The 25693-nt window shown below is 61.4% G+C and carries 23 protein-coding genes; 11 read left to right on the forward strand and 12 right to left on the reverse strand.

Features of this window, described 5'->3' with window-relative positions; translation table 11 throughout:
* The first annotated feature begins 258 nt into the window (after positions 1 to 258).
* Together ACR0AM_RS09345 and ACR0AM_RS09350 are read left to right on the forward strand one after the other, a co-directional pair.
* Entirely contained in the window at positions 259 to 747 is a 489-nt protein-coding gene (locus ACR0AM_RS09345; protein WP_480622732.1) for a peptidase associated/transthyretin-like domain-containing protein, read from the forward strand.
* 3 nt (positions 748 to 750) lie between these two features.
* Positions 751 to 1347 carry a ferric reductase-like transmembrane domain-containing protein gene (locus ACR0AM_RS09350; protein WP_480622733.1) on the forward strand — a complete coding sequence of 199 codons (597 nt, stop codon included), beginning with the start codon at positions 751 to 753 and terminating at the stop codon, positions 1345 to 1347.
* Positions 1348 to 1375: 28 nt separating this feature from the next.
* On the opposite strand, the gene ACR0AM_RS09355 is transcribed toward ACR0AM_RS09350, so the two are convergent.
* The 4 genes from ACR0AM_RS09355 to ACR0AM_RS09370 all read right to left on the reverse strand — a co-directional run bounded on the left by ACR0AM_RS09355 (position 1376) and on the right by ACR0AM_RS09370 (position 4471).
* On the reverse strand, positions 1376 to 1720 hold the full coding sequence (locus tag ACR0AM_RS09355) for a 5-carboxymethyl-2-hydroxymuconate Delta-isomerase (RefSeq protein ID WP_267363452.1): 345 nt from the start codon (positions 1718 to 1720) through the stop codon (positions 1376 to 1378).
* Positions 1721 to 1778: 58 nt separating this feature from the next.
* Positions 1779 to 2705, reverse strand: coding sequence for an ornithine carbamoyltransferase (gene argF / locus ACR0AM_RS09360; RefSeq protein ID WP_480473650.1), 927 nt, complete (start codon positions 2703 to 2705; stop codon positions 1779 to 1781).
* Positions 2706 to 2780: 75 nt separating this feature from the next.
* Positions 2781 to 3968, reverse strand: a complete 1188-nt coding sequence (locus ACR0AM_RS09365; protein WP_480622734.1) for an acetylornithine transaminase — start codon at positions 3966 to 3968, stop codon at positions 2781 to 2783.
* Positions 3969 to 4210: 242 nt separating this feature from the next.
* Positions 4211 to 4471: a zinc ribbon domain-containing protein gene (locus tag ACR0AM_RS09370; protein ID WP_480622735.1), complete on the reverse strand. Its 261-nt coding sequence runs from the start codon at positions 4469 to 4471 to the stop codon at positions 4211 to 4213.
* A gap of 74 nt (positions 4472 to 4545) precedes the next feature.
* Between ACR0AM_RS09370 and ACR0AM_RS09375 the strand changes: the two genes are divergently transcribed.
* From ACR0AM_RS09375 to ACR0AM_RS09385, 3 genes are all read left to right on the forward strand, one after another.
* Positions 4546 to 4911, forward strand: a complete 366-nt coding sequence (locus ACR0AM_RS09375; protein ID WP_480473652.1) for a MerR family transcriptional regulator — start codon at positions 4546 to 4548, stop codon at positions 4909 to 4911.
* Positions 4912 to 4963: 52 nt separating this feature from the next.
* Complete coding sequence (locus tag ACR0AM_RS09380) at positions 4964 to 5848, forward strand: DMT family transporter (protein ID WP_480622736.1); 885 nt, start codon at positions 4964 to 4966, stop codon at positions 5846 to 5848.
* 106 nt (positions 5849 to 5954) lie between these two features.
* Entirely contained in the window at positions 5955 to 7190 is a 1236-nt protein-coding gene (locus ACR0AM_RS09385; RefSeq protein WP_480476807.1) for an MFS transporter, read from the forward strand.
* On the opposite strand, the gene ACR0AM_RS09390 is transcribed toward ACR0AM_RS09385, so the two are convergent.
* The gene (locus ACR0AM_RS09390; RefSeq protein WP_480622737.1) at positions 7187 to 7990 is read right to left on the reverse strand and encodes an ABC transporter permease; all 804 of its coding nucleotides are present in this window, start codon (positions 7988 to 7990) and stop codon (positions 7187 to 7189) included. The two genes, ACR0AM_RS09385 and ACR0AM_RS09390, sit on opposite strands and share 4 nt — an antisense overlap.
* A 126-nt stretch (positions 7991 to 8116) precedes the next feature.
* Between ACR0AM_RS09390 and ACR0AM_RS09395 the strand changes: the two genes are divergently transcribed.
* Together ACR0AM_RS09395 and ACR0AM_RS09400 are read left to right on the forward strand one after the other, a co-directional pair.
* The gene (locus ACR0AM_RS09395) at positions 8117 to 8686 is read left to right on the forward strand and encodes a GcrA family cell cycle regulator (protein WP_267363457.1); all 570 of its coding nucleotides are present in this window, start codon (positions 8117 to 8119) and stop codon (positions 8684 to 8686) included.
* A 383-nt stretch (positions 8687 to 9069) separates the two neighbouring features.
* Complete coding sequence (locus ACR0AM_RS09400) at positions 9070 to 9585, forward strand: GNAT family N-acetyltransferase (RefSeq protein ID WP_480473656.1); 516 nt, start codon at positions 9070 to 9072, stop codon at positions 9583 to 9585.
* A gap of 79 nt (positions 9586 to 9664) precedes the next feature.
* On the opposite strand, the gene ACR0AM_RS09405 is transcribed toward ACR0AM_RS09400, so the two are convergent.
* Both ACR0AM_RS09405 and ACR0AM_RS09410 read right to left on the reverse strand, forming a co-directional pair.
* Complete coding sequence (locus tag ACR0AM_RS09405) at positions 9665 to 10741, reverse strand: DUF2235 domain-containing protein (protein WP_480622738.1); 1077 nt, start codon at positions 10739 to 10741, stop codon at positions 9665 to 9667.
* The gene (locus ACR0AM_RS09410; RefSeq protein ID WP_480622739.1) at positions 10719 to 13010 is read right to left on the reverse strand and encodes a xanthine dehydrogenase family protein molybdopterin-binding subunit; all 2292 of its coding nucleotides are present in this window, start codon (positions 13008 to 13010) and stop codon (positions 10719 to 10721) included. The genes ACR0AM_RS09405 and ACR0AM_RS09410 overlap by 23 nt, the downstream gene beginning before the upstream one ends.
* Positions 13011 to 13174: 164 nt before the next feature.
* On the opposite strand from ACR0AM_RS09410, the gene ACR0AM_RS09415 reads away from it, so the two are divergent.
* From ACR0AM_RS09415 to ACR0AM_RS09425, 3 genes are all read left to right on the forward strand, one after another.
* Entirely contained in the window at positions 13175 to 14074 is a 900-nt protein-coding gene (locus ACR0AM_RS09415) for a phytanoyl-CoA dioxygenase family protein (protein ID WP_480622740.1), read from the forward strand.
* 94 nt (positions 14075 to 14168) lie between these two features.
* Positions 14169 to 17315 carry a valine--tRNA ligase gene (locus ACR0AM_RS09420; RefSeq protein WP_480622741.1) on the forward strand — a complete coding sequence of 1049 codons (3147 nt, stop codon included), beginning with the start codon at positions 14169 to 14171 and terminating at the stop codon, positions 17313 to 17315.
* A gap of 135 nt (positions 17316 to 17450) precedes the next feature.
* Positions 17451 to 18614 (forward strand): benzoate/H(+) symporter BenE family transporter, encoded by a 1164-nt coding sequence (locus tag ACR0AM_RS09425; RefSeq protein WP_480622742.1) that lies wholly within the window; start codon positions 17451 to 17453, stop codon positions 18612 to 18614.
* A 141-nt stretch (positions 18615 to 18755) separates the two neighbouring features.
* Here ACR0AM_RS09425 and ACR0AM_RS09430 read toward each other — a convergent pair whose 3' ends face one another.
* Positions 18756 to 19538: a crotonase/enoyl-CoA hydratase family protein gene (locus tag ACR0AM_RS09430; RefSeq protein WP_480473662.1), complete on the reverse strand. Its 783-nt coding sequence runs from the start codon at positions 19536 to 19538 to the stop codon at positions 18756 to 18758.
* Between the two features lie 66 nt (positions 19539 to 19604).
* The gene (locus ACR0AM_RS09435; protein ID WP_480622743.1) at positions 19605 to 20675 is read right to left on the reverse strand and encodes an SMP-30/gluconolactonase/LRE family protein; all 1071 of its coding nucleotides are present in this window, start codon (positions 20673 to 20675) and stop codon (positions 19605 to 19607) included.
* 90 nt (positions 20676 to 20765) lie between these two features.
* On the opposite strand from ACR0AM_RS09435, the gene ACR0AM_RS09440 reads away from it, so the two are divergent.
* Complete coding sequence (locus ACR0AM_RS09440; RefSeq protein WP_480622744.1) at positions 20766 to 21881, forward strand: pyridoxal phosphate-dependent aminotransferase; 1116 nt, start codon at positions 20766 to 20768, stop codon at positions 21879 to 21881.
* A 126-nt stretch (positions 21882 to 22007) separates the two neighbouring features.
* Here ACR0AM_RS09440 and ACR0AM_RS09445 read toward each other — a convergent pair whose 3' ends face one another.
* The 3 genes from ACR0AM_RS09445 to edd are packed head-to-tail and all read right to left on the reverse strand — an operon-like array spanning position 22008 to position 25692.
* A complete protein-coding gene (locus ACR0AM_RS09445) occupies positions 22008 to 23198 on the reverse strand; it encodes a pyridoxal-phosphate-dependent aminotransferase family protein (protein ID WP_480622745.1) in 1191 nt (396 codons plus the stop codon).
* A gap of 51 nt (positions 23199 to 23249) precedes the next feature.
* Positions 23250 to 23882 carry a bifunctional 4-hydroxy-2-oxoglutarate aldolase/2-dehydro-3-deoxy-phosphogluconate aldolase gene (locus tag ACR0AM_RS09450; RefSeq protein ID WP_480507793.1) on the reverse strand — a complete coding sequence of 211 codons (633 nt, stop codon included), beginning with the start codon at positions 23880 to 23882 and terminating at the stop codon, positions 23250 to 23252.
* A gap of 4 nt (positions 23883 to 23886) precedes the next feature.
* Entirely contained in the window at positions 23887 to 25692 is a 1806-nt protein-coding gene (edd, locus tag ACR0AM_RS09455) for a phosphogluconate dehydratase (protein WP_480622746.1), read from the reverse strand.
* Between the last annotated feature and the right edge of the window lies 1 nt (position 25693).

Here is a 25693-nt window from a genome sequence, read left to right on the forward strand (position 1 = left end):
TTGGTCCTGCGAGACGGCTTCATGTTCGCCCATGCAGAAGGTATTGGGAAAGTAACGCATGAAAAGTGCATTTTTGCACAGTGATCGTGTAGTCCCTGGAACGATTTGCAGATACTCACAAAGGCGTGGAATGGCGTATTTGGCACGCTCCTTCGCGACTCTCGGAATCATGAACAATCGTGCTATCTTTAGACATCGGGTGTCGCCGGTTCAGGGAAGCCAGTCGAAGATGGGATTCAACCGACAGGAGTGGATGCAATGGCCCGACTCGAAATCAACCGCCGCAAGTTTGTTGCGACAGGGATTGGTACACTTGCAGCCGGTATGACCGGCATTTTCACACCTGCGCACGCCGCCGGTCTTGCGCCGACACCGTCGATGCGGGGCGGGTCGAACAATTACAGGCCCGGTGCGCCGATCGTGAAGCGCATCGGCGGCGGCGGGTTCTGGATGACCGGCACCGTGCGGCGCGCGGGCGACGGAGCCCCCCTGCCCGGCCAGCGCATCCAGATATGGGCCCACACGACCGAGGGGCATGAACGTGACCAGCGCAGCCATGGGGCGACACTAACCGATGCGAACGGAGAATTCCGGTTGGAAATGCCTCAGATTGTGCCTGCTTTTGGTCAACCGCACGGGCATCTGGCCTATGACAGCGGTGAATTTGAGACTGTGTTCCTGCGCCCTGTGATGGCGAGCGCGAACGACAAAACCCTTGCTGCACATTTCGTGCTGCAACCTGTCTGACAGGTGTTAAAGCGCGTTGCGATCTGGGCGGCATTGATCGCCGCACTTCTGGTACCGGTCGTAGCAGCGGCTTTCAGCCCCTATCTGGCGTGGCGAGAGCCGATTTACATCGTCGCCGGTTTCGCAGGCATCATCGGGATGTGTCTTCTTCTGCTGCAACCCTTGCTGGCCGGGCGTTGGTTGCCCGGACTTTCTCCGGTCAACAGCCACCATTGGCACAGGCGGTGTGGCTTGGCCCTTGCTGCAAGTATTATGATCCATGTGACCGGCCTGTGGATCACAAGCCCGCCTGATGTGGCGGACGCATTGCTTTTCGTGTCTGCAACACCTTTTTCGACATGGGGGGTCATCGCCATGTGGGCGGGTTTTGCGGCGGCGGCAATGGGGAATTTTCGGCAGCGACTAAACTTGCGGTTTCGGGTCTGGCGCCTGGGCCATGCAGGACTGGCCATGGTAACCATTCTGGGTAGCGTCATTCACGCACTGCTGATCGAAGGTACGATGGAGACGATGACCAAGGTCGCTCTGTGCGCGCTGGTGATATTGGTGAGCGCGGGAACACTCGCCAAGTTGCGGATTTGGGAGGTGGATCGGCGTTAAACCACCGAGGAACGCTGCCGGGTCCGCGTCAACCTGCCAGGCGCTTTGCATAGGTGGCGCGGGTCATCTCGACATCCTGCACGGTGATGCTGCCGACCTCGGGCATGGTCTGGGCCAGAACGTCCAGAATGATGGCGTTAAGCTCGGCCCGTGTGGCCTCATCCCGGCCACGCATCAACAGCAGCGTGGCATGCACGAAGGTCTGCGGTTGCGTGCCGATGAAGGAATAGGCAATCGGTGCGGCGCGGATCTTGAGCGCTGAGGCATCGATTTCATCATGTTTTGCGAGAACAGCATGCAGCCGCTCGCAAATCATCTGGAAATCATGAGTGTCGTCCAGAGATTTGGAAAATTCCAGTGTGACGTGAGGCATTGAATGCTCCGAAGGTCATGAGAGAGCCTGATGGCCCTCTCGAAACTGCAAGGTGATCCTAAACGCCAAGACACCAGCGCATTACGGCCTTTTGTGCGTGCAGGCGGTTTTCGGCCTCATCGAAGATGACCGAGTTCGGGCCGTCCATGACCTCGGAGGTTGCTTCTTCCTCACGATGCGCGGGCAGGCAGTGCATGAACAGCGCGTCGGGTTTGGCATGTGACATGAGTTCCGCGTTGACCTGATAGGGGCGCAGCATGTTGTGGCGGCGTTCCTTGGCGGATTGGCTGTCATGCATCGAAACCCAGGTGTCGGCCACCACCAGATCAGCGCCCTCGACCGCTTTGTGCGGGTCCCGTTCGATGACGACTCGGGACCCCTTCTGGCGGGCAAACCCCATGAATTCTTCTTCGGGATCAAGCTGGGCCGGGCCGGAGAAGGTCAGATCGAAGCCGAACTGACCGGCGGCGTGCAGGAAGGAGGCGCAGACATTGTTGCCATCGCCGGTCCAGACCACTTTCTTGCCCGCAATGGGGCCGCGGTGTTCCTCGAACGTCAAAACATCGGCCATGATCTGGCAGGGATGGGTGCGGTCGGTCAGGCCGTTGATGACGGGCACGTCGGAATATTCGGCCATCTCGGTCAGGATGGTTTCATCGAAGGTGCGGATCATGATCATGTCGACATAGCGCGACAGCACACGGGCGGTATCGGCAATGGTTTCGCCGTGACCCAGCTGCATGTCCTTGCCTGACAGCACCATTGTCTGGCCACCCATCTGGCGCACACCCACGTCAAAGGACACGCGTGTCCGGGTCGAGGGCTTTTCGAAGATCAGCGCGACCATACGGTCTTTCAGCGGCTGTTCGTCGTCAGGGGCGGCCTTGGGACGGCCCAGACGCGCCTGTTTCATCGCGCCCGCCTGATCGATCATGGACCGCAGCGCGGTGGCATCGGTTTTGTGGATGTCGAGAAAATGGTTCATATCGCTTCGCTTTTGGCTGGTCGGGCGGTGGGGGCCAGCCCGCACACCCCCGGAGTATTTGGGAAAAGATGAAGCTCAGGCAGTTGCGAGCTGGGTTTCGATCTGATTGGCGGCCTTTTCGAGGCAGATCATGGCCTGGGCGATGTCATCCTCGGTCAGGGTCAGGGGGGGCAGCAGGCGGATGACGTTGTCGGCGGCGGGGACGGTGATGACCAGATTGTCATAGCCCGCATTGACCACATCAATATTCGGCGCCTTGCATTTCAGGCCGAGCATCAGGCCCGATCCGCGCACCTCTTCGAAGACCTCGGGGTGATCGGCGACCAGGCCTTCGAGTTTCTGGCGCAACAGGCCAGCCTTGCGGTTGACACCTTCGAGAAAGGCGGGTGTGGCGACCTGATCGATCACCGCACAGCCCACGGCGCAGCCCAGCGGGTTGCCGCCATAGGTGGAGCCATGCGTGCCTGCGGTCATACCGGACGCCGCATCTTCGGTTGCCAGCACAGCGCCGAGGGGGAAACCACCGCCGATGCCTTTGGCGACCATCATGATATCCGGGGTGATCCCGGCCCATTCATGGGCGAAGAGCCTGCCGGTCCGACCGACGCCGCATTGCACCTCGTCCAGGATCAGCAGTAGACCGTGTTCGTCGCAAATGGCGCGCAGGGCCTTGAGTTCGGCATCGGGTACGGGGCGGATGCCACCCTCGCCCTGAATCGGTTCGATCAGGATGGCTGCGGTATTTTCCGTGATGACGTCGGTGACACCGTCGAGATCGCCAAAGGTGACGTGGACAAAGCCCGGCAAAAGCGGGCCAAAGCCTTTGGTCATCTTCTCGGACCCGGCCGCAGCGATGCCCGCCGACGACCGGCCATGGAAGGAGCCATCGAAGGTGATGATCTCAACCCGTTCGGGCTGGTCTTTGTCATAGAAATACTTGCGGGCCATTTTCACGGCCAGTTCACAGGCTTCGGTACCGGAATTCGTAAAGAATACCGTATCCGCAAAGGTGTGTTCGACCAGCTTGTCTGCCAGTGCCTGCTGTTGCGGGATGTTGTAGAGGTTCGAGACATGCCACAGCGCGTGGGCCTGTTCCGTAAGGGCGGCCACCAGCGCCGGATGGGCGTGGCCCAGCGCGTTCACCGCGATCCCTGCGCCGAGGTCCAGAAAACGTCGGCCATCCGCCTCGGTCAGCCAGGCGCCTTCGCCCTTTACAAATGACAGGGGCGCGCGGTTATAGGTCGGCAGAACGGACGGGATCATGGGATCATCCTTTTCGGGTCGTTTGAGCCTCGTGAGTGATACACGAAGGCCCGGTTCGTCAACAGATTTGGTGAGATTTGTGCCAATTTGGCAGGCACATGGGATCAAACAGGCCGATTACGCAGAGCGGCGTCGGCGTCGGAGCAACTGGATATGTGCGCGTTTGATCATGGCCGCTCTATAGACGTGAAAAGACAGCCTGAAAACCCCATTATTGCCGCAGGGTCAAAATTGCCACCGGATCATTTCGCCGGGCGCCAGCGGTCGAGCTTGCCCATCCCGCGGGTGAAAGCCCAGGCAAGGATGCGGGGCATGCCTTTGGCGACAAGGGCATCGACGCAGTGAGACTGAAACTCTTCCAGCGATGCGTCGGGATGGCGGAACGCACCGTTTTCGTAACACAGCGAGCAGTAACGCGTGCTGCGCCCGCCGCCAGCTTCGGACCCGCCGCCCTGGGGGTCTTTTGACAGCGGCATGCCGCAACTTTGGCATTTGGGACCCATGGTGCTTGTCCTTGCAGAGAATAACTGTCTGACATAGGATCAAAACCATGGAGTTGAGTCAACGGTTTTGAAACATGCGGATCGGGGAACTTGCGCGGCGCAGCGGGCTGAGCCGTGACACGCTGAGGTTTTATGAACGCCAAGGGCTGATCCGGTCAGCTCCGGGGCCGGACAACACCAACAGCTATCGCGACTATCCCGAAGAAGCGCTGATCACGCTGGAGCAAGTTGCAGATGCACAGGCGGCAGGCATCAGCATTGCAGAGCTGGTCATGTTGCTGGGGCAGTTGGAAGCCGCCGATCCCGACAGCTTTGACGGCGAGGCGTTTTTGCAGGACCGGATTGACGAGGTCGAAGCACGGATCGCACGGGCAGAGCGGTTTTTGAACAGCCTCAAACAAGCCAAGGCGGCGCTGGCTGCCCCTCCGGTTTTGCGCTGAGCGCAGATTTGCGTCTTGCCAAGGCCCCCGTTTTGGCGCACCGCTTTCGCCCATGTTCACCCCGAAGGCGCAAAATCCTGCTGTGGCCGCAGGGCTGATCTTTGTCGCGACCGCCTTTATCGCGGCGACGACGCTGTTGGCCAAGGCGTTGGGGACGGAGACACTCGGGCCTCCCTTGCACGCGATGCAGATCAGTCACGGGCGGTTTCTGTTTGCTCTGTTTGCCATCCTGTCGGCGGTCGCAGTGCTTCGCCCCCGGCTGGGACGGCCCCATTGGGGGCTGCATGTCGGGCGAACCAGCTTTGGCTGGGCCGGGGTGACGTTGATGTTCGCGTCTGTTGCGTTCATTCCGATGGCGGATGCGACGGCGATTTCCTTTCTGAACCCTGTCTTTGGTATGGTACTGGCCATTCCGCTATTGGGGGAGCGGGTCGGCCGGTGGCGCTGGCTGGCGGCGGCCGTGGCCCTTGTGGGTGCGGTGATCCTGCTGCGCCCGACACCTGCAAGTTTTCAGCCCGCCGCCCTTCTGGCGCTGGCTGCGGCGGCGTTTATCGGGATGGAGCTGATCTTTATCAAGAAACTGTCGGGGCGCGAGGCTCCGATCCAGATTCTGCTGATCAACAACACGATGGGGCTGGTGATCGCTATGGTCGCGGTCAGCTTTGTGTTTCAAATGCCTACGCCGCAGCAATGGGTTGCACTGGTGGGGATCGGCCTGCTGATGGCCTGCGCGCAGGTTTGTTTCATCAACGGCATGGCACGGGCGGACGCGTCATTCGTGGCCCCGATCAGCTATGCCACGTTGATTTTCGCCGCGCTGTACGATTTTGCGGTGTTTGATGTGATCCCCGACCGGATCAGTCTGATTGGCGCGGTCACGATTCTGACCGGAGGGCTGATCCTGGTCTGGCGCGAGGCAGTAAACCGCCGGACCTGACAGAAAAAACCGTCCTTGCGGTTCAGGGGCGACCTTTGTGTCGCAAACCCCCATGAACGGCAAAGCAGCAGGCGCATTCTGGGCTGAGTTGATTTGCGAGTTTGTCATGCATGAACGCCGAATACCTGAATGGGTCCGCCACGCGCCTGCCCCATCAGTTCGCGATTTTGGGATTCTGGCCGGGATTGAAGCCATCGTGCGTGGCATCCTGATTTCAGTCTTTCCGCTGGCGATGTACCGGGCGCTGGGCGATGCCTCGTCCGTGTCATTCCTGTATTTCCTGATTGGCATCCTGTCCCTGCTGGTCGGGTTGATGGTGCCGTTCCTGATCCGTTTTGTACCGCGCAGATGGGCCTATTCCACCGGTTGTGTCATGTTCATCTGTGGTGCATCGCTGGCGATCGAGGGCAGCCCCGAGGCCGTGGTCGGCGCATTGGCCCTAAATACCATGGCCACGGTTGTCACTTTCATCTGCTTCAACACCTATGTGCTGGATTACATCAGCAAGATCGAACTTGGCCGGTGCGAGACCAGCCGCATGTTCTACAGCGCTTTGGGATGGACGGGCGGCCCAATGGCCGGTGTCCTGCTGATGGAGCTGTGGCACCCTGCCCCGTTTGTCATCAGTGCCGGTGCAGCGCTGGTCATGCTGGCGCAGTTCTGGCGCATGCGTCTGGGCAATGGCAAGCTGATCACCAAGGCCCGTGGTCCGGCCAACAACCCGTTGGCCTTTCTTCCCCGGTTCTTTGTTCAACCCAGATTGGTTGCCGGATATCTGTTTGCAATGATCCGGTCCTGCGGGTGGTGGATATATGTGGTCTACCTGCCCATTTTCGCCATCCAAAACGGGCTGGGAGAACAACTGGGCGGCATCCTTCTGTCGTGCACAAACGCCATGCTGCTGGCCGCCCCTTTGATCCTGCGCTGGGTCCAGACGCGGTCGCTCAGGTCGGCTGTTCGCATCGGGTTTGCTGCTGCCGGGGGCTGCTTTTTCGCAGCCGGATTGGTCGCGGGATGGCCTGTCGCCTCGGTCGCTGCGCTGGTTCTGGGGTCTGTCTGGCTGATCGTTCTGGATATCTGCGCCGGATTGCCCTTCCTAATGGCCGTGAAACCGTCTGAGCGAACCGAGATGTCGGCGATTTATTCCAGTTACCGCGATGTCTCGGGCATTCTGACGCCCGGTATTGCAGCTCTGGTCTTGCTGGCGGCACCGGTGGCCGGTGTGTTCGCGGCAGGCGGGATTGCTTTGTTTGGGGCATGGGCTGTCTCGGCCCGCTTGCATCCGCGGCTGGGCGAACCCAAGCCTGCCCTGTCGCCCGATAGGCTGGCAGAGCCCGGTTAAGCCTTAAGCCGATAGCCGGTACGCAGCATCTGCCAGGTGATCAGCCCGATGGCCAGCGTGGCAAAACCACAAACCGCCATGCCCAACCACGGAGAGCTGTCGGACACGCCGATCATGCCGTAACGCAGCCCATCGATCAGGTAGAAGACCGGGTTCAGGTGGGTCAGGCGGTTCAGGACAGAAGGCAGCGCCTCGACCGAATAGAAGGTGCCCGACAGGAAGGCCAGAGGTGTGACGATGAAGTTGGTGATCGCGGCCATCTGGTCGAACTTGTTCGCAAAGATCCCGGCAAAGAGGCCCAGCGCGCCCATGAATGCGCCCCCCAGAACAACAAAGATCAGCGCAATCAACGGGTGCTGGGGCGCGATGGACAGCAAAACCAGCAAAGCAACCGAAATCACCAGCGCGATCATCAGGCCACGGGCAATGCCACCGGCAAGATACCCCAGCAGGATCTCGAGCGGGGACAGCGGCGGCATCAGCGTGTCGACGATATTGCCCTGCACCTTGGCAATCACCATCGAAGAGGAGGTATTGGCAAAGGCGTTCTGGATCACAGTCATCATCAGGATCCCCGGTGCCAGAAAGACCACAAACGGCACGCCCATGACGTCAGGGCGGCTGGGCCCGATGGCGATGGTGAAAATCAGCAGGAACAGGCCAGCCGTGACCAGAGGCGCCAGAACGGTCTGGGTCCAGACCGAAAGAAAGCGCCGGATTTCGCGCTGCGCCAGCGTGTAAAGCCCCATCCAGTTGACCGCCCCAAAGCTGCGTGCGGTCTGTTCTGCGGGATTCTGCATGCTTTGCCCTCAACCTGATTCGAAGACAGCTTGTAACTCGGGCCGCAGTGTTTAGAATAGGGGGCTGAGACGAATTCCCAAGGCGGCCCGAATCCGGGGCCGCTTTCCGCTTTTGAAAGGCTGACGATGTCCTGGACAGACGAGCGCGTAGAACTGCTGAAGAAGATGTGGGGCGAAGGCCAGTCGGCCAGCCAGATCGCCAAGGAACTGGGCGGTGTGACCCGTAACGCGGTGATTGGCAAGGTCCACCGCCTGGGCCTGTCCAACCGGACAGCAGGCGCAGCCCCGGCCAAGTCCGAACCGAAAGAGAAACCGGCGCCCGCGCCCAAGGCCGAAGCCAAGCCCAGACCCATGCCAAAGACAGAACCGGCGCGCCCGGCTGCTGCTGCCGAGGCGAAACCCGCCGTTCCGGCCCGCCGCCAGATCATCCCGGCCGGTCAGCCGCTGCCGCCGCAGCCCTCGGCCAACGAGATCAGCCCCGAGGCGCTGGCCAAGGTCAACGAGATCGAGAAGAAAGCCAAGAAGCTGACGCTGATGGAACTGACCGAGAAGACCTGCAAGTGGCCCGTGGGCGACCCCGCGACCGAGGATTTCTGGTTCTGCGGCCTGCCGGTTGAGGCGGGCAAACCCTATTGCGAGGCGCATGTGGGCGTGGCTTTCCAGCCGATGAGTTCGCGCCGCGACCGGCGGCGGTAATAGCGAACACCAGAACCTAAATCATGTCTATAGAACGTGAAAAGGGCGCAGGCGTTTCGCCACGCCCTTTACCGGAGGCGTTGTATAGTCAAGAACGACGCAAGGCGTAACGGGCTCTTACAAAGAAAACACCCTCGCTGAATGCTGCGAGGGTGTTTTAGTTCGGAGCGTCAACTTTGCGGACGATGCTGCCGTTCGCTGCGTGGCGGCGCCAATCGTCTCGGTGGTTGTCAGCTTTGCGGACGAAGCTGGCATCGCCGACACTAGACGCATCATTCCTTTCCAGGCTGTGCCGTTGGCTGATGCCCTCGATGATTTTACTATGTCGGCGCGGAAAAGCGGAGTAAGCTGCCGATCTTTATTGGGCATGAAAAGAGGTCGGTATGGAATATCGGATAGCTTCGGTTACCGAAGTAGACGACAAACCCGCATTCGAAGAACTTCTGACCGAGTATTACGCCGTCGTCTTTCATAAACTGGCCTTGGCAGGCGGGTCTGCGAGAAAAGAACCAAAAGATATGGCATCATCCGTTCTGGCAAATATTCAGACGTTCTTGCCGCCAACCGGCCGCCTCGTTCTGGCATATGGTGAACAAAACCGCCTTGTGGGGTGTGGTACGCTGCAACAGGCCCGACCAGATGCCGGAGAGCTAAAGCGTCTTTTTGTTCGACCGGAAGCAAGTGGAAACCGCCTTGGCCGAGCTTTGGTCGATGCACGGATGGAGGCCGCTCGGGAGATGGGTTGGCGCACCCTTTTGGTGAATACTGTAAAAGGCAATCAAGATATGCTCCGCATCTATGAGCGCATCGGCTTTAGATTCATCGAAAGATACCCGGAGTGTTCCGATCCCATCGAGCTAACTGACTACTTTGATTATATGCAATTCGACTTTTATTAAGTTCTGCTCTGCCCGCTTCGGGCTCGAACCTGACATTGAAGTGCCGGTGATCTTGGTGTCAGTGGCACATGGTAGCCTTTCACTGCGCGGGATGTGTCGGCAGGTTCGGCATCGCCACCCAGCCCGGCAATTCATCCGGCACGACCGAGACATGCAGGCGTTCTGACTGATCCCGCCCGACCTTGCGGTGTTTGCGCAGCAGAAAGATCTTGCCCCAGCCGCGCCAGGTTCCAACCGATTGCGCATGGGCATCCGTCGGGAAACGGGTGCGCCAGCCTTCGGGCATCGGCAGCCCGTGCATCTCGGCCTTGTCCAGCATCCAGATCAACGAGATATTGCTGAGCGGCCGGGCCTCTTCATAGCCGTTCAGCTGGCCGCCGATATCGCCGTGGGTGCCACGGAACCAGACCTGTTCCACATGACCTTTGAAATCGGGCTTGCATCGCCACAGAACCGGCTCGAACACCTCGCGCGTTTCGTCGAGGGCCAGCGCGTGATAGCCATGCAGAGTGGCCGGGCCCAGCTGGTGGTTGTGAAAGGCATGGCGATCCTCGGCCCAGCGCCACAGCAGCGGCAGGCGCAGGCCCAGCGCCTTGACCGTATCCCAGACTCCGACCATCTCGATCTTGACATTGTCATGGCAGAACTTGCGGCGAAAATCGCGGGCGGCGGTGCCGCTGACATTGCATTCATAATGGCGGTAGGCTTGCAGGATGTTCCGCTCGGTCGCGTGTTCGGCCTTGAGCAGGCCGATCATGTCGATCACCCCGGCCAGGCTGCGCACGCCGTAGGCCCCACGGGAATAACCGATGAAATAAATCCGGTCACCGGGCTTGTAGCGGGACGCCAGATAGCCATAAGCGCGGCGGATCTGGCGGTTGATGCCCCGGCCCATCATCACGTCCATGGTGGATTTCCAGCTTTCCCACTGCACGCCCGCCTCGTAGAACACCGACACCTTGCTGCCCATTTCGCAACACAGGCGATAGGTCTGACCGGCATGGGTCTCGAACCCCGGTTCGAGGGTGGACATGGTGCCATCAAGGATAATGACGTGGCTGATCGGCTCGCGGTGCCGCGTTTCGGCGGAGTGCTCGGACCGTAAGGGCCGCCCGAGCCATCCCAGAACCTTCCTACTCAGCCGCGACAGTTTCATGCGTCAGCAATTCCCAAACTTTATGAGGTGTGAAAGGCATATCCGCCTGCCGCACCCCGTGATCCCAGAGCGCATCCTGAACCGCGTTCGCCACAGCGGCCAGAGCGCCCACCGTGCCGGCCTCGCCGCATCCTTTCATCCCCATCGGGTTGGAAGTTGACGGCACCGGCGCCGAGGTAAACTTTATCATGGGTACGTCCACCGCGCGGGGCAAGGCGTAATCCATAAACGATGCCGTGAGCAGCTGTCCGTGATCATCATGCACCACATGTTCCGACAGCGCCTGCCCGATGCCCTGAACCACCCCGCCATGCACCTGCCCTTCGGCCAGCATCGGGTTGATAAGATTTCCGAAATCATCAACCACGGTGTAGCGGTCCACACGGGTTTCGCCGGTGAAGGAATCGATCACAACCTCGGCAACATGCGCGCCGTTAGGATAGCTGCGGGCATCCAGTTGCGCGCGGGACTCATGCGTCAGCAAGTCCAATCGCCCGTCAGCGCGGGCCATGGCCGCGGCTTCGGTCAGGGTCGGCGTCAGGTTCGAGCCCGGCGCGCGGAATGTTTCATGGTCAAATCGCACATCACTGTCCTCGACCCCCATCTTATCGGCCAGATAAGGCGTGAATGCGGCGATCATTTTGTCAATGGTGGCGAGGGTCGCGGTACTTTGCACCGTCACCGAGCGCGAGCCGCCCGTTCCGCCGCCATGGCCAAGCCGGTCGGTATCCCCCTGAATGACGGTGATCCTGTCCATCGGAACGCCGGTCTGATCGGACAGGAACTGGGCATAAACCGTCTCGTGTCCCTGCCCGTTCGATTGTGTGCCGACATAAAGGTTCACAGTGCCATCCTCGCAAAACTCGACCTTCGAGTTCTCGGAAGGGTCGCCCAAAATACTTTCGATATAGTAACAAAGACCCTGCCCCCGGATCAGACCGCGTTCGGCATCGGCGGCCTTGCGGGCCTCGAACCCGCTGGTCTGGCTGGCCGCACGGCGCAGGACCATGTCGAAATCTCCGACATCATAGGTTTCACCCGTAGCAGAGGTGTAGGGGAAATCGCCGGGTCTGATGAAGTTTTTGCGCCGCAACTCCCACGGGTCAACGCCCAGTTCGCGTGCGGCGCGGTCCATCACGCGTTCCAGCACATAGATCGCCTCGGGACGTCCGGCACCGCGATAGGCGTCAACCTGCGTTGTCGTGGTATAGAACCCCTCGACCCGGAGATAGGTGGTCTGAACGTCATAGACCCCCATCAGCACCTTGCTGAACAGGTTTGTCTGGATCGCCTGCGCGAAATGGCTGTTATAGGCACCAAGGTTGACTTTGCTGTGGACGCGGTAGGCGGTGATCCGGTGGTCGGCATCAAAGGCCAGCTCGGCCAGCGAGGTCAGGTCGCGGCCATGGTGATCAGACAGCATTGCCTCGGACCGGTCGGACATCCAGTGCACGGGCTGGCCCAGTTTCATCGCGGCCACGGCCACGCAGAAATATTCGGGATATGGCATCACCTTCATGCCAAACCCGCCCCCCACATCCGGGGTGGTGACACGGATCGCATCCGCATTGAGTTTCAGTTTTTGCGCCAGTTGTGCCTTCATCGCCCAGACACCCTGCCCGCCATAGGAAAAGTGCAGACGCCCGCCAAACCAGTCGGCCTGACAGCCCCGCGGCTCGAGCGAGCTGATGATGACGCGGTTGTCGTGCACGTTCAGCGAGACGGTATGGTCGGCGGCCTGAAAGGCGGCTTTGGTCGCGGCTTCGTCACCCAAGCCCCAGTCAAACGCGCGATTGTCTGGCGCTTGCGGGTGCAGGGCCTCACCCCCCGCGTTCACGTCCAGCTTGGCAGCGCGTTCCCGGATATCCATCCAGATCAGCTCGACCGCGTCCTGCGCCTGAACCAGCGTATCAGCGATGACAACGGCCACGGGTTCGCCCACAAAGCGCACGCGGTCCCTGGCCAGCATGTGCCGATCCGGCGCGGCAGAGCCGGTCCCGTCGCGGTTGGTCAAGGTTGCGGCATTCATCACCGTGTCGATGCCCGAGGCGGCAAGATCGTCCAGTGTCATGACCAGCCGAACCCCGTCGGCATCCCGCGCGGATTCAATATCCAGCGCAGTGATATCGCCGTGGGCCACAGGGCTGCGGAAGAAAGCGGCAAACAACGCATTGCCGGGCACGACATCGTCCATATAGCGCCCTTGCCCGGTCAGGAACCGCTGATCCTCGGTCCGTTTGACGGGCTGGCTTTTGCCGAATTTTTCCATGGGATGCTCCTGTCGCTGCCTTGATGGCGACACTAGCCCTGCGCCGGCTTATGTCCAGCGCCTTGCATGAAAGCGTGTGGCGACACCGATGTCGCAAACAGGATTGCAGGAGCCGCAGAGGGATTCGTAGGCTGTTTGAAAATGCAGCCTGCCGGAGGTCCTCCATGCCCGAACCCATTTCCCTGACACAGGGCCGTCTGGACGCCCCATCGGTCGACGCGTATTGGCAAGACGGGTTTGCCTTTCCCATTACAGTCTTTTCACCGGATGAGACCGCACAGTTTCGGGCCGAGCTGGAGCAGATCGAGAAGACATGGCGCGTGGCCGACCTTCCGCTGCCGCTGAACATGTACAAGCGCCTGAACGCCCATGTGGTGATGCCGCTGGTCGCCCGTATTGCACTGGACCCCAGGGTTCTGGACGTCGTCGAAGGAATACTGGGGCCGGACTTGCTGCTGTGGTCTGCGGAACTGTTCATCAAAGAGCCACGCACGACGCAGGTTGTTGGAATGCATCAGGACCTGACCTATTGGGGGATGGGCGAAACACCAGATCAGATGACCGCGTGGATAGCATTGTCGCCTGCCACGGTTGCAAGCGGCTGCATGGACTTTGTCAGGGGCAGCCACAAGAACCCGATCCTGCCCCATAACGACACGTTTTCAGACAACAACCTGCTGTCGCGCGGGCAGGAGGTGGCTGTCGATGTGGCAGACGAGGACAAAACGCATATCGAGTTGCAGCCGGGTCAAATGTCGCTGCACCATGGCCTCACAATCCATGGCTCGGGACCCAATATGTCGGACGATCGGCGGATCGGGCTGGCAATCCGGTATCTGAACCCGAACGCACAGCAAAAAGTGGCGGACCGCGATTACGCGGTCTTGGCGCGGGGCGAAGACCGTGTGGGCAATTTCATCCTCATCGAACCACCGACCGAATTGTTTTCGCCGCCAGCCTTGGCGCTTCATGCCCGCATTCGGGAGGATCAGGCCAAGGCGATGACACAAGGCGCGGCGCAAAGCACGCACCTGTACGGAAACGAGGCGACCGGCACGGGGTGACATCGGCAATCGTCGCCGCGCAGGGCCTTCCCCTTCCCGTCTCCATTCGCTATTGCAGGCGCTGACCCGAATTTGTTGACGCAGGACGCATCCCATGGCGATGGAAAAGACATTCAACGCGGCCGAGGCCGAGGCCCGTATCTATGAGGCCTGGGAACAGGCCGGAGCCTTCAAGGCAGGCGCGAACCGTTCGCGTGATGAGAGCTTTTGCATCATGCTGCCACCGCCCAACGTGACCGGCGCGCTGCATGTGGGACATGCCTTTAACCATACACTGATGGATATTCTGATCCGCTGGCACCGGATGCGCGGGTTCGACACTCTGTGGCAACCTGGTCAGGACCACGCCGGCATCGCCACGCAGATGCAGGTTGAAAAGAAACTGATGGCCGAAGAGGGCAAGAAGCGCACCGACTACGCGCGCGAGGAGTTTCTGGCCAAGGTCTGGGATTGGAAGGGGCAATACGGCCGCAAGATTATCGAACAGATGACGCGGTTGGGGAATTCCTGCGACTGGTCGCGCAATGCCTTTACCATGGCGGGCGCGCCAGGTGACCCACGCACCGGGCACGAAAACTCACCCAACTTCCATGATGCTGTTATCAAGGTCTTTGTCGACATGTACGAAAAGGGCCTGATCTATCGCGGCAAGCGACTGGTCAATTGGGACCCGCATTTCGAGACGGCGATTTCGGACCTTGAGGTCGAGAATATTGAAACGCCGGGCCACATGTGGCACTTCAAGTACCCCTTGGCGGGCGGCGAGACATATGAGTATTTGGAAAAAGATGAAGATGGGAATGTGATCTTCCGCGAGGAGCGGGATTATATTTCCATTGCAACCACGCGGCCCGAAACCATGCTGGGCGACGGTGCTGTGGCCGTGCATCCGTCGGATGAGCGCTACGCGCCGATCGTCGGCAAACTGTGCGAAATCCCGGTTGGCCCGAAAGAGCATCGCCGCCAGATCCCGATCATCACCGATGAGTATCCCGATCCCGATTTCGGCTCGGGCGCGGTGAAGATCACCGGCGCGCATGACTTCAACGACAACATGGTGGCCAAGCGCGGCGGCATTCCAATGTACCGCCTGATGGACACCAAGGGCGCGATGCGGGCCGATGGCGCGCCTTACGCCGAGGAGGCGGGCAAGGCGCAGGAATACGCGCGCGGCAAAGCGTTCACCGAGAATGAGATCGACGCGATCAACCTGATCCCGGATCACCTGCGCGGACTGGACCGGTTCGAGGCGCGTGTGAAGGTGGTCGAGGAAATCACTGCTGACGGTCTGGCCGTGATGACCCGCGCGGATGATCCGCGTCTGGGCACCAAACTGGGCGAGGATGACAACCCGGCGGCTCTGGTGCCTTTGGTCGAGAGCAAGCCGATCATGCAGCCCTTTGGCGACCGCTCGAAAGTCGTCATCGAGCCGATGTTCACCGACCAGTGGTTCGTGGACGCCGAAAAGGTGGTCGGCCCCGCGCTGGACGCGGTCAGGGACGGCACGGTCAAGATCATCCCCGAGTCGGGTGAAAAGACCTATTACCACTGGCTGGAAAACATCGAGCCCTGGTGCATCTCGCGCCAGCTGTGGTGGGGGCATCAGATTCCGGTTTGGTATTATTGGGTTCCAGATAGCTTTGAAAAGCTGGATGCCCAAATAAAGTGGCTGAACGAAACTTTCCAAGGCGAGAACAATCCCTCTGGTCGCGTGGAAATTCCCGAGCATCTCAGGTATTCGATGATCGAGAAACAGGTTTGTGCCCCTAGCTTTGACGCGGCAGTCGAGCAGATCAAAAAGCAATTTCCAGAAGGTTGCTACTTTGAGGAAGAAAAAATCGAAGGCCGTGTTGGTCGAGAAAGTGGCGTAGGAGCGGGCATTGGCCCACTGTCCGATGGGAAAAGGCGCGTTGGAATGCGCCGTGATGAAGACGTCCTCGACACCTGGTTCTCCTCCGGCCTCTGGCCCATCGGCACGCTGGGCTGGCCCGAGGATACCGAGGAGATGCGCCGCTATTTCCCGACCAGCGTTTTGATCACCGGCGCGGATATCCTGTTCTTCTGGGTCGCTCGGATGATGATGATGCAACTGGCCGTGGTGAACGAGGTTCCGTTCCAAACCGTCTACCTGCACTCGCTCGTCCGCGACGAGAAGGGCAAGAAGATGTCCAAGACCACCGGCAACGTCATTGACCCGCTGGAGATCGTGGACGAGTTCGGTGCCGACGCGCTGCGGTTCACCAACGCCTCGATGGCGGCAATTGGCGGCGTTCTGAAACTGTCGCGTGAACGCATCACCGGCTATCGCAACTTCGGCACCAAGCTTTGGAATGCCGTCCGCTTTGCCGAGATGAACGAGGTCTTTACCGACGCCGTTCCGCAACTGGATGTGGCAGACCTGAAGCCCAAGGCCGCCGTCAACCGCTGGATCATCGGTGAAACCGCCCGCGTGCGGGAAGAGGTCGACGCGGCGCTGGAAAGCTATCGCTTCAACGATGCGGCGAACGGGCTATATGTCTTTGTCTGGGGCAAGGTCTGCGACTGGTACGTGGAACTGTCGAAACCTCTGTTACAGGGCGACGACGCCGAGGCTCAGACCGAGACCCGCGCCACCATGCGCTGGGTTCTGGATCAGTGCATGGTCCTGCTGCACCCGATCATGCCCTTCATCACCGAAGAGCTGTGGGGCCTGACCGGCAATCGCGCCAAATTGGTCGTCCACGCCGACTGGCCGACCTACGGCACGGAACTGGTCGACGCCGATGCGGATCGTGAGATGAACTGGGTGATCTCGGTAATCGAAAACACCCGCTCGGCCCGTGCGCAGATGCGGGTACCTGCCGGTCTCTACGTGCCGATGCTGGTGACCGAGATCGACGCCAACGGCCAAGCCGCGTGGGACCGCAACGAGGCGCTGATCAAACGTCTGGCACGCATCGACAGCCTGACTAAGGCGGACGCGCTGCCCAAGGGCACCATCTCGATTGCCGCCCCTGGAGCCTCCTTCGGCCTGCCGTTGGCGGATATCATCGACATCGGCGCGGAAAAGGAGCGGCTGGAGAAAGCCAAGGGCAAGCTGGCCAAGGAACTGGGTGGCTTGCGCGGGCGTCTGAACAACCCCAAATTCGTGGCCTCGGCCCCGGACGAGGTGGTTGAGGAAGCCAAAGCCAACCTCGCCGCCCGCGAGGAAGAAGAAGCCAAGCTGAACGAGGCACTGGCCCGTCTGGCCGAGATCGCCTGATCTTCATCTTTTCAAAAATACTCATACCCCGAACCCCGCCGCTGATCCGGCGGGGTTTTCTTTTGCGTGTTCAGACCTTGCCCGCCCCTGCCGCCGCTTGTTAGCAATCACCAACCCCAACCGCCCGAGGCTGTCATGACCCAGTTTGCCCCACCGCTCCAGACAGTCTCGACCGGGCTGGTTGTCGCCATTGTCGGGTTCTTCAGTTCCTTTCCTATCGTGTTGCAGGGGCTGGCCGCGATGGGGGCGTCTCCGGCGCAGGCGGCCTCGGGTCTGATGATGGCGGCCATCGCAATGGGACTGACCGCCATTGTGCTGAGCCTGTGGTACCGGCAACCGATCAGCGTCGCCTGGTCGACACCGGGGGCGGCGCTGCTGGCGGTGTCCGCGACTCCGGCGCTGGGGTTTTCCGAGGCAACGGGCGCGTTCCTGTGTGCAGGGGCGCTGACGGTGCTGGCCGGGCTCTGGCGGCCATTGGGGCGGCTGGCGGCCGCCATTCCAACGACTTTGGCACAGGCCATGCTGGGGGGCGTTCTGCTGCCGCTTTGCATTCTGCCCTTTCAGGCCGCAGTCGAATTGCCCGCGCAAGCCCTGCCGGTGATCCTGACATGGTTCATCGCAGGCCGGGTCAACCGGCTGTTCGCCGTTCCGGCGGCCGTTGCCGCCGCCGCGCTGGTTGTGGTACTGAACGCAGGCGACACCTCGGTGACCCCGGCGCGATGGCTGGCGGCACCGGTCTGGACCATGCCCGGTTTCTCGCTGGCCTCGACCATCGGAATCGCCATCCCGCTGTTCATCGTCACGATGGCGACCCAGAACATTCCCGGCATCGCGGTGATGCGCAGCTTTGGCTATACCCCGGCTCCGGGCAGGCTGTTTTCATCCGTGGGTGGGGCGAGCCTGTTATCGGCTCCGTTTGGTGCACCTGCCACCTGCCTTGCTGCGATCACCGCTGCGATGTGTTCCAACGAAGACAGCCACCCCGATCCCGCGCAACGGTACTGGTCGGCCATCATGGGTGGGGTGTTCTATGGTGTATTCGGTATCTTTGCCGTGGCGATTACCGGCTTTGCATCCCATGCCGATCCGCTGTTGATGGGGACACTGACCGGTGTCGCCCTGATCGGCGTGCTGGCCAATTCGATTTTCGCAGCACTTGAGGTTCCTGCCGAGCGTGAGGCCGCGATGCTGACCTTTGCGATCACCGCATCGGGCATCTCGGTCTTTGGGCTGGGCGCGGCGGTCTGGGGCCTGCTGGTCGGCGGGCTGGCCTATCTGGTGAGCAACAGAATCCGGTAGCCGCTTTCGCATCCTGCCCTTGCCGGGATTAATCGCCCCTTGGTTGGTTCGGCAGAACGCAAGGTTGTGATGGCGAAAAACGCCGATTTTGAAATGCGTTACAACATGGCCCGCGATGCACGGCGGGCTTTCATGCGCTGATCACTTGAACTCGGGCTTGCGGCCCTGCATCTGCGCCATCACGACCTCCATCTGATGCGGCTTGCCGATCAGCTCAACCTGCTCGGCGGATTCCGCCTTGAGAACGTCCGCACGGGGCTGGGTTTCGGCCACTTCGATCAGCCGCTTGGCGGCACGGATAGCCGAGGGGCTTTGACCGGCGATATTCTCGGCAATGGCCAGAGCTTCGGTCAGCGGGTCATCTGAAAGCTGCGTGACCAGTCCCCAATCCATCGCCTGCTGCGCGCCGATGGGCCGGGCCGTGTAGGTCAGCAGGCGCAGCACGTCCGAACGCACAAGCCGGGGCAGCAGAACCATGCCGCCCATATCGGGGATGATACCCCACTTCATCTCCATCACCGCCAGTTTCGCCTCGGGGTGCGCGATACGGATATCCGCGCCCAGCGCAATTTGCAGGCCACCGCCATAGGCGACACCCTGAATGGCGCAGATCACCGGTACCGGTACGCGACGCCAGATCAGGGCCAGCTCCTGCATCTCGTTGGCATCCTCATGGTTGCGGGTCATCAGCCATTCGGTGGGATCCATATGGGCCATCTTTGCAAAGCTTGCCATGTCGAGCCCTGCGCAGAAGCTTTTCCCCTCGCCCGACAAAACCACGGCGCGGGCGTCCGAGGCGGCGACCTCTTGCCCGGCAGAGAGCAATGCCTTGACCATCGCGTCATCCAGCGCGTTCATCTTGTCACCCCGGGTCAGGGTGACATGGGCAACATGGTCTTGATAGGTGACGGATACGCGTGACATGGGGGACCTCCCGAAATTCAGTTGCGGCGACCATGCCCGGACGGGACGCCGATTTCCACTGCGACGTCAGGGCAGATCGCTGACAGGCATCCGCCCGAACCAGGGAGAATCGAGCGTCATGACATAGAACTGATCGCCCACGATCCGGCCCCCTGTCGTGATGCCAATACGGCCCTGCGGATCCTGTAGCGTGCGCAGGATCGTGCCTTCACCATCGAACTGCACCAGCATACCCCGATGGATCGGCGCCGGGCGCACAGCCGGGCCCAGCCGCCAGATCACCTTGCGCAGGAAGGGGTACGGCATCAGCGCCTCGGACGGCACACGCGGGCTGGCGAAGGCCATCCAGTAGGTGCCATCGCCCTGTGCTTCGAGATTGTCGGGATAGCCCGGCAGATTGTCCAGCAAGACCTCTTGCTGACCGGCTTTCGGCCCGCTGAGCCACAGCTTGTGCACCCTTGCGCGGCCGGTCTCGGCGATCAGCAGGAAATCTGTATCGGGCGAGAGGGCAATGCCATTGGTATAGACGAACCCAGTGGCAATCTTTTCGGTTCTGCCGTCGGGTGTGTGACGGGCGACATAGCCTGTATCGGATTGTTCCCAGATGGTCAGGACCGAGGTCGGCTTGGTCCCGCCCATGGTTTCGGGGTCGAACCGGTCAGAGGAGTTCGAAAAATAGATCGTGCCGTCCTGTGCCACGTCCAGTTGGTTTGCATAGACCACGGGCGCACCGTCGATATCGGCCACCACGGATTCAAGCGTGCCCGACCCGGTCCAGCGCATCACCCCGCGAAAGCTGTCGGCAATATATAGCGCGCCATCCGGCCCGGCCCTGAGGCCCAGAGGACGCCCGCCAAGCTGGTCGACCACAACAGGGTCGGCCCCGTCAATCCGATAGAGCGTGCCAGACCGGCTGGTCGTATAGACCGCGCCGTCGGGCAGGATGGCGATATCTTCGGGGCCGGTTTCCCCATCCGGCAGGCGGATCAGCTGCGCGGCGTCCAGCGCGGTGTTTTCTGCGAAATCTCCTGTGAAACCGGCATCTTCCGGTATCTCAACGGCGACGGGGATAACGGGAACGGGCCAGAACAGAAGATAGGCAAGGCCCAGAAGAACAATGGCAGACAGTATGCGCATCTGCGCTCCTTACTTTTGTTTCAATACGTTCTGACGCGCGGGATGAGGTGCGCGCTTGCCCGAAGCTCGGGCTTGGGGTTATCTGCAGGCATGACAGGACCTCGATACACCCCGCTTGCCCAATCCCTGCCCGCCACCGTGCCCTTTGTGGGCCCCGAAACGCAAGAGCGTCAGCGCGGCGCGGCGTTCATTGCCCGTCTTGGGGCCAATGAGAGCGTGTTTGGCCCCTCGCCCCGCGCGATCCGGGCCATGGAGCAGGCCGCGTCTGATATCTGGATGTATGGTGATCCCGAGAACCACGAACTGCGCCATGCTTTGGCCGAGTATCATGGGGTAACCTCCGAAAATATCGTTGTGGGCGAAGGGATTGACGGGCTTCTGGGTTATCTTGTGCGTCTGATTGTAGGGCCCGGGGATGCGGTTGTGACCTCGGACGGGGCGTATCCGACCTTTAATTATCATGTGGCCGGGTTCGGTGGCGTTCTGCACAAGGTTCCCTATGCCGGGGATCACGAAGACCCGGCGGCCCTGTTTGCGAAGGCGGCCGAGGTGGGTGCAAAGCTGGTCTATCTGGCCAATCCGGACAATCCGATGGGCAGCTGGCATTCCGGCGCGGATATCGTGGCGGCGATGGACGCCCTGCCCGACGGGTGCCTGCTGATTCTGGATGAGGCTTATGTGGAGTGCGCGCCAGATGGGACAGCGGCTCCTGTAAGCGCAGACGACCCCCGCGTGATACGGATGCGGACATTTTCCAAGGTCTATGGCATGGCGGGCGCACGGGTTGGCTATGCCATGGGAGCGCCCGACCTGATTGCAGCCTTCAACAAGGTGCGCAACCATTTCGGCATGAACCGCGCGGCACAGGCCGGGGCGTTGGCCGCGTTGCAGGATGGTGCGTGGCTGGAGCATATTCAGGCGCAAATCGCCGAGGCGCGTGAGCGGATAGGAACGATTGCCCGCGAGAACGGGTTGGAGCCGCTGCCCTCGGCCACCAATTTCGTGACGATTGATTGCGGGCGGGATGGGGATTTTGCCCGAGCGGTTCTGGAGGCTCTGGTTGCGCGGGGCCTGTTTGTCCGGATGCCGTTTGCAACGCCCCAGAACAGGTGCATCCGGGTAAGCTGTGGTGAAACAGCAGATCTGGATGCTTTTGCGGCCGCCTTGCCCAAGGCGCTAGCGGAAGTGCGGGCAAAGACGGGCTAGCGCTGGTCTGTCTTGCCATCGGGTCAAAGGGGGGCTGTCTGCCTCCCATCGCGCAATGCCCGATTCCCCCCGAGGATGTTTTTGGCCAGATGAAGGGGCGGATCAGTGCTGTTCGTCTGACGTGTATCAGGCGGCCAGGACGGCGGCGGCGGCCTCGAGCGCGCCTTTGCCACGGGGGATATAAAGCGCGGCCATGGCCGTTTCCATACCGCCCAGCATCGCCATCACCATTTGCCCGTTGACATGGCCCATATGCCCGAGGCGGAAACAGCTGTCGTAGTCCTCCATCCCAAGACCAATGCCCAATGTCAGGCCCAGTTGATGTTCGGTGAACGCGCGCAGGGCCGTGCCGCGCCCTCCGGTCAGGCGCAGGGCTGTAACGGCATGGCTGCGGTGGTCGCGGTCGGCAACGTTCAGATGCAGCGCGCCGCCTTCGGCCCATGTTTCGCAGGCCGCCCAGATGGCAGTAGCCAGACGCTCATGGCGGGCCCAGACCTGTTCGATCCCTTCCGCATGGATCAGGTCGAGCGCGGCGCGCAGACCATAGAGGTGATGCGTCGGCGCGGTACCGTCGAAATACTGGTAGAACAGGTCGGGATTGGCGCGCGGCTGCCAGTCCCAGTATCGCGACACACGCGGCATGGCGGCCCGCTTGGCCTGTGCTTTGTCGTTGAAAAAGACAAAGCCTGTGCCTGCGGGGGTCATCAGGCCTTTCTGGCAGGCGGTGACCGTGACATCGACGCCCCATTCATCCATCTCGAACCGGTCGCATCCCAGCGAGGCGATGCAATCGGCCATCAACAGCGCGGGGTGGTCCAGATCGTCGAGCAGTTTGCGCAGCGCCGGGATATCGTTGCGGATCGAGCTTGATGTGTCCACATGAACCGCGAGAACAGCCTTGATCTGGTGGCCTTTATCCGCGCGCAAAGCGTCGGCAATCCGGTCGAGATCCCAGGCGGATGAGGTGCCGAAGTCGATCAGTTGCACCTTTGCCCCGATGCCTTCGGCCATCTCGGCCCAGCCATGGGTGAACCGGCCCGAGGCAGGAGCCAGAACGGTTTCGCCGGGGGCGATCACGTTGGACAGAGCGGCCTCCCACGTGCCGTGACCATTGGCAATGTAGATGGCAACGTCATGGCCTGTGCGAGCAACCCGGCGCAGATCGCGGGTCAGGTCGGGCATCATGTCGATGAGCGCGCCATCGTAGATATTGGGCGACGGGCGATGCATCGCCTGCAGGACCGCGTCCGGCATCACCGAGGGGCCCGGGATTGCCAAATAAGTTCGCCCCTGGGAGAGGGCAGATGTCTGTGTCATGGGGTCAGCCTGTCTGAGGTGACGCCCACATTACCGAGGGGCTTCGCGGCGTCAATCCGCCAGCTTTGATGCCTCGCGCGCAAGTGTTTCGATCCCGGCCCAGTCACCGCTTTCGACCATCTGCTTGGGCGCGACCCAACTGCCACCGGCGCAGACCACGTTGGACAGGGACAGATAGTCACGGGCGTTGGACGGCGACACCCCGCCTGTCGGGCAAAAGCTGATCTGCGGCAGGGGCGCACCGATTGCCTTGAGTGCGGGCGCGCCGCCCGAGGCCTCGGCCGGGAAGAATTTCAGCATGTCATAGCCTTTTTCCAGCAAAGCCATCGCTTCGCTGGCCGTGGCCGCGCCGGGCAGCAGGGGCAGGCCCTCGGCCTCGCACGCCGCAATAAGCACGTCGGTTGCGCCCGGAGAGACGCCGAACTGCGCGCCCGCCTCTTTGGCGGCGCGGACGTCTTCGGGTGTGACCAGCGTACCTGCGCCGACCACGCCGCCGGGCACCTTGGCCATCGCGCGGATCGCGTCGAGCGCGGCGGGCGTGCGCAAGGTGACCTCGAGCGCTGGCAGACCGCCGGCGACCAATGCCTCGGCCAGCGGGCGGGCCTGCGCGACGTCATCGACAACCAGAACCGGAACGATCGGGGCCAGTGCGCAGATTTCACGGGTGCGTTGGGATTTGGACATGAGGTTAAACTCCGAAAATGCTGGCACCGGTGTCGGCCGAGCCGACATTCTGGCGGAACGCGCCAAAAAGATCGCGCCCTGCGCCGTGTTGATTGGCGGATAGATCGGTGGTGACGGGCGCGCGGTCCAGAACGCCTGCGGTGAGGATTTCCAGATCACCCCTGACCGCGTCAACGCGCAGGATGTCACCGTCCTGAAGGTATGCAATGGGGCCGCGGTCGAGCGCCTCGGGGACAACATGGATGGCGGCGGGCACTTTACCGGAAGCGCCAGACATGCGGCCATCGGTGACCAGCGCCACTTTCTGGCCCCGGCCCTGGAGGATCGACAGCATGGGCGTCAGCGAGTGCAGTTCCGGCATCCCGTTGGCCTTGGGGCCTTGAAACCGGACCACGACGATGACGTCACCGGTGAACTCGCCAGCCTTGAAGGCTGCCTTGACCGCGTCCTGGTCGTGGAAAACGCGGACCGGAGCCTCGACCACCTGATGTTCTGGCGCGACGGCCGAGACCTTCATGACGGCTGTGCCCAGATTGCCGGTCAGGCGCGACAGGCCGCCGGTGGGCTGGAACGGATCGCGGGCGGGGCGGACGATCTTGTCATTCAGGCTGTGGCCTGTACCGTCTTGCCAGGTCAGCTCACCATTGATCAGCTTGGGTTCGCGCGTGTAATTGTGCAGGCCCTGCCCGGCGACGGTCAGAGTATCGGGGTGCAGCAAACCTTCTTCGAGCAACGTGCCGATCGTGAACCCAAGCCCGCCTGCGGCGTGGAAGTGGTTCACGTCGGCCAGACCGTTGGGATAGACCCGCGCGACCAGTGGAACAACGGAGGAGATATCGGAAAAATCCTGCCAATCCAGCACGATGCCCCCGGCGCGCGCCATGGCGATCAGGTGGATCAGCAGATTGGTCGAGCCTCCGGTCGCCATCAGGCCGACGATACCGTTCACAAAGGCCCGTTCGTCGAGCACCTGATAAACCGGGGTATAGCTGTTTCCCAGCGCGCTGAGCGACAGGGCGCGGCGCGCGCCCTCTTGTGTCAGCGCGTCGCGCAAGGGCGTGTTGGGATTGACGAAGCTGGAGCCCGGCAGGTGCAGGCCCATGAACTCCATCAGCATCTGGTTGGTATTGGCGGTGCCGTAGAAAGTGCAGGTGCCGGGGCCGTGATAGGCGGCCATTTCAGCGGCCATCAGTTCGTCGCGCCCGACCTCTCCGGCAGCGAATTTCTGGCGGACCTTGGCCTTTTCGTCATTGGGCAGACCGCTGGTCATTGGTCCTGCGGGCAGGAACACGGCAGGCAGATGCCCGAACGCCTGCGCACCGATGATCAGACCAGGGACAATCTTGTCGCAGACGCCGAGGAAGACTGCCGCGTCATAGGTGTTGTGGCTGAGCGCAATGCCAGTTGCCAGAGCAATCACGTCGCGTGAAAACAGCGACAATTCCATCCCTGCTTCACCTTGGGTGACACCGTCGCACATGGCTGGCACGCCACCTGCGACCTGAGCAGTACCTCCGGCGGCGCGGATCGCATCGCGGATCAGGGCGGGGTACCTTTCAAAGGGCTGATGGGCGGACAGCATGTCGTTATAGGCGGTGACGATGCCCAGATTGCCCGCCGTGCCGGTGGCCATGGATTGCTGGTCTTCACCCGCACCCGCATAGGCATGGGCCTGCCCACTACAGGACAGGTGCGCACGGGCGGGACCTTTGGATCTGGCCTGTTCCATCCGGTCGATATGGGGGCCGCGCAGATCGGCGCTGCGGTCGATGATCCGTTTGGTGACGTCGGAAATGACAGAGTGAACCATG

The organism is Ruegeria sp. AD9 (assembly GCF_056542305.1).